At 62.1% G+C, this 4695-nt stretch carries 4 protein-coding genes; 1 reads left to right on the forward strand and 3 read right to left on the reverse strand.

Features of this window, described 5'->3' with window-relative positions; translation table 11 throughout:
• The 3 genes from AC16XC_RS00650 to AC16XC_RS00660 form a co-directional block, all read right to left on the reverse strand.
• The coding region (locus AC16XC_RS00650; protein WP_484032699.1) for a CmcJ/NvfI family oxidoreductase at positions 1 to 766 on the reverse strand (766 nt) is incomplete at its 3' end.
• Between the two features lie 17 nt (positions 767 to 783).
• The gene (locus AC16XC_RS00655) at positions 784 to 1575 is read right to left on the reverse strand and encodes an alpha/beta fold hydrolase (protein ID WP_484032700.1); all 792 of its coding nucleotides are present in this window, start codon (positions 1573 to 1575) and stop codon (positions 784 to 786) included.
• Between the two features lie 59 nt (positions 1576 to 1634).
• On the reverse strand, positions 1635 to 2915 hold the full coding sequence (locus tag AC16XC_RS00660; protein ID WP_484032701.1) for an MFS transporter: 1281 nt from the start codon (positions 2913 to 2915) through the stop codon (positions 1635 to 1637).
• A gap of 386 nt (positions 2916 to 3301) precedes the next feature.
• Between AC16XC_RS00660 and AC16XC_RS00665 the strand changes: the two genes are divergently transcribed.
• Positions 3302 to 4695 (forward strand): TonB-dependent receptor plug domain-containing protein (locus AC16XC_RS00665; protein ID WP_484032702.1); only part of this gene is annotated, 1394 nt, incomplete at its 3' end.

Here is a 4695-nt window from a genome sequence, read left to right on the forward strand (position 1 = left end):
CGGCATCGGCCGGGGCATCGCGCAGTTCGAACGCCGAATGGGCAGTGTGCTGGACTGCGTCGGGGTCGGAATCGAACAGCTTGAACACCAGCACTTGCTCGGGCCGCATGTCGGGCACCCAATACCAATTGTGGCCGGGCGAGTAGGCGAGGTTGAAACCCCACAACGAACGGCGGTTGTAATCGCCAAGCCCGCCGACGACTTCGCTGTCGAACAAGTCCTCGCGCTTCACCGTGCTCGCATCGCACAGCGCAAAGGGCGCGCTTTCGACCGGCACGATCGGGCGCCAGACATTGATCAGCATGTAGCGGCCTTCAAGCAGGCGCTCGGCCTCGTCCTTGGGCAGCAGGTCGTAAGTGAAATCGCGCACGGTACGGTCGCCATAATCGACATGCGCGCCGAAGGCCGGCTGGTTATGGCCATGGGTGCCCTGCGCGCTGGTCCTGACGATCGGCCCGAAGCTGACCGTCTTGAGCGAACCCGTCAGCCGCTGGACCAGCGCCTCGACTTCGCGGCAATAGGCATCGATATTTTCCTTCGCCGAGAAGTCCCGGATCGCGCTCGGCTCCTCGAGCAGGACGAACCCGTTGCGATCGAACGACAGCCGCTCGGCAATCGCGCGCATGTCGTGAATCACGACTTCGTGTTCCTCGCCCGGCCAGTAGCTCTTGGCGCGGTCGCCGGCATGGAACGTCGCCTTCTCGCCGCGGACGACATATTTCATCGTCGCCGTGACATCTCTGGGGCTGGTTGCAATTTCTCCCATGGCTAATCCTTACTCCGCTATTCGCGCTTGAGCCATTCGAGCGTGGCTAGACGGGCGGCAACGCTCTCGTCGAGCAGCAGATGCCCGGCATCGGGGATGATCGCCACCTCGGCTTGTGGCAGCAATTCCTGCCAGTCGGGAATGAACCCGGTCGGCACCGTCCGGTCCGCTTCGCCCCACAGCAGCAGCACCGGGCCTTCATAGCCCGCCAGCGCCTCATGCAGCAGGCGATCCGTCTCGCGCAAATCCTCACGCGAGGCCATGACCGCGCCCAGTTCGCGCAGGCGCAAATCCATCCATTCCTTGGAAGGCTCGCGCGGCCAGTAGGGCTCGAGCCATTCGGTATCGACCACCAGCCATTCGGGGGTCCGGGCGTGGTCGATCTTCGACCAGTCCGGGATCGAGGCATTCTCGCTCAGCAGGCCGGCCGGGGCATTGAGCACCAGCCGGTCGACCTCGTCGCGATGCGCACCGGCGTAGCGCGCCGCAAAATGCCCGCCGGTCGAAGCCCCCATCAGGTGGAACCGTTCGAGCCCCATGGCTGCGAACAGCATCTCGTAATGCAGGACATAGTCGCGGACCGAGGTGAAATCGGCATCGCCGCTTTCGCCAAAATTGGGATGATAGGGCAGGATCATCCGGAAACTGTCGGCAAAGTCACGCGCCCATTCGAAGCCGTGATAGGTTCCCCCGCCGTGGAAATAGACCACCGGCTCGCCTTCTCCGATCTCGTGAATCACTGTCTCGACACCATCGATGCGATAGACCGAGCGACGGAATCCTTCGGTACTATAGGCCCATTTGCTCATCTGCTTCCCATTGCCTTCTCTCTGTTCCGGTTTGATCGTTGCTTCAACCCACCATTCGCTCACGCGAAAACGACGTCCGGATCGGTGCCGTCGGGCAGTGATTTCCAGCGCGTTTCGGCAACGAACAGCGCGAAGAAGCCCGCGCCCAGGGCCAGCGCGCCCTGGAGATATAGCGCAAAATCGAGCCCGTATTGATCCGCCAGCCGTCCGGCGATGGGAGGGCCGAACACGCCGCCGGTCAATTCGCCGATCATCACCACCGCTCCCATCGCTGTCGCGGCCATCGCCGCCCCGACCGTCTCTCTCGGTATCACGCCCATGAACAGCGGGAAGGTGCCGAGCCCCATCCAACTGACGAACATCAGCAGCGTCAGGACCACCACCGATCCCTCGAACCAGAGGAGTGAAACCGGCGCGATCACCATCAGCAGGGAGAAAAGGGCCAAAGGCCACTTGCGCCCGATCCGGTCGGAGAGCAGCGCCACGGCAATCGCCCCGACCGCCGGGCAGAAGCCGACGATCGTCATGATGTTGCTCCAGGTAAGGTCGGCATAGCCGCGCGGGCCATCGAGATAGAGCGGCATGAAGATCGACCCGATCACCACCGAGCCGACCGCGCACATGCTGACCAGCGAACACAGGACGATGTTGCGCTGGAGGAGCTTCCTGCCCGGCAGGTAACTTCTTGCCTTCGTCTGCTCCGGCGGAACAGGTGCGCGCGGCGGCTCGTCGACATAGCGCCAGATCAGAACCGCCAGGACCAGTCCGGGAATCCCCGCGACATAGAACGCTGCGTGCCAATCGTATGCCGCCGCGATCCGCACCAGCACGAAGGACGCCAGCGCCGTGCCGACGATCGGGCCGAACACGTTCTGGACGATCCCGGCATTGAGCGCCTGGCGGTTGGGCGAAGACGCCGCAGCCATGATCGCCAGGCAGATCGGCAGGAACGGCCCTTCGGCCGCCCCCATCACCACGCGGGTCGCAAGCAGTGTCTCGAAACTCCAGGACAGGCCCGACAGGATCGAGCAGACCGAAAACAGCAGCAACGCGCCGATCAGGAACGGCTTGCGCCGGCCGATCGCATCGGACCACAAGCCGATCAGGAATGCCCCGAGCGCCCAGGTCAGCGAAAGGCCGGAATTGGCCCAGCCGATCTGTTCGTTGCTCAATCCGAGGTCGTCCTGCACGAAGGGTGCGAGGAAGGTCAGCGCCATCCGGTCGAAATAGGCGAAGCCGAACGCCAGCCCGAGCAGCAGCAGGACCCGGTATTCGTAGGCGGAAGAATGGCGTCCCTGGCCAGTGGCAGCTGGAGCTATCGCTGATTTCGCTTCAGACAAGGTCTTCTCCCAAAGAATCCAAGGGTTTGTACGAAGACCCTTGCCGATTGGCCGCGATTATTGGCTGGCTTGCAGGGCTTCAGCAAGCCCGGGCCCCTGATCGCGGGCGATTTTTGCCTTCCGGGAGATAGTTCCCATCGAAATCGAGTGTTGCCCAATGGTTACATTCGTCGACAAGCCGCAGCAATATTTCGCGGAAACCCTATGCCTTGAGCGAATATATCGTTAGGTGATGACCCGAGGAGAGGAGGCAGGATGCGCTTGGCGCATGCTGCCCTGCAATCTCCTGATTGATCCATCGCTCTTGTACCGGGCAACCGGAAGAGGCGCTGGGTGGTTACACTAGACACCAGGCCATTCCGGACCTGGAGTGGGAGGATGCTTTCATGAAGCTCAAGTCTTTGGGCGTCGTATCTTCGATCGCGGTCGCCGCGACGTTGACTACGCCAGCCGTCGCGCAGAATGTCGAAATCGTTGTTACCGCCGAATTCCGCGAAGCCAATGTCCAGGATACGCCGATCGCCATCACCGCGGTGAACGCCGAACTGCTTGACCAGCGCGGCCAGACCGGCATCGAGGAGGTGGCGGCGCAGGCACCGAACGTCTCGCTGCGGCCGCAACCGCAGAACGGCGGTTCGGGCCTGATCGCCTTTATCCGCGGCGTCGGCCAGGTTGACTTCAACTACGCACTCGATCCGGGCGTCGGCGTCTATGTCGACGACGTGTTCATTCCGACGCTGTCGAGCTCGCTGCTCGAACTGATCGACCTTGAGCGTATCGAAATCCTGCGCGGCCCGCAGGGCACGCTGGCCGGCAAGAACTCGATCGGCGGTTCGATCAAGCTGTTCTCGCAAAAGCCGCGCGGTGACGGTTCGGGTTCGCTGAAAGTCGAATATGGTTCCTACGACATGGTCGCGGTGCGCGGCATGGCGGACATGGCGATCACCGACAATGTGTCGATGCGTATCTCGGGCATGAGCCGCAGCAAGGACGGCTATGTCGCGATGCTCGATTACGGACCGCTGCACCCCGATTCGAACGTCCCGACGATCGGCCGTGGTCCTTACAACAATGTCGATTACGAGGCGATGGGCGGCGAAAACCTTGTCGCCGGTCGTGCGGCACTGCGCTACGAAGGTTCCAATATCGAGATCAATATCTCGGGCGATTACACCCGCGAAGATTCGCAGGCGGTCCCGACGGTCCTGATCGCTGCGGGCAATACAACGCCGCCCGGCGTGTCGTCGGATTTCTTCGATCCATTCTCGGTCAACCCCTCGGTTTCGGTGGATTCGCAAGGCAGCTATCGGGACTACAATCTGCCCGGCGCTCCTTGGGTAATCATCAATCCGATCCCGTGGCTGGTCGGCACCGACGGGATGCCGGTGCAGTTGAGCTGCGCCTTCGTCCCATCCGGTCCCTATAGCTGCGACACCGCCAATGTCGGCGGTAAGATCAACGGCTACGATGCGCGGTTCGTCAGCTATTCGACCTTCATGGACGGGATGGAGCCGAACCCGCAGGCACCCTACAAGCCCTATTTCGCGCTGCCGATCACCGAATTCGAAGGCTGGGGCCTCCATGGCAACATTACCCTCGACCTCAACGACAATCTGCAGCTGGTCTATATCGGTTCGTACCGGGCCTATACCTCCAAATGGGGCCAGGACCAGGACGCAACCCCGATCCCGATCGCCCAGCTCGACAACAGGCTTGAGCACAGCGCCTGGAGTCAGGAAGTTCGCCTGAACTTCTCGACCGACGACGATATGCTGCAGGG

Source organism: Candidatus Andeanibacterium sp. (genome assembly GCF_057143545.1).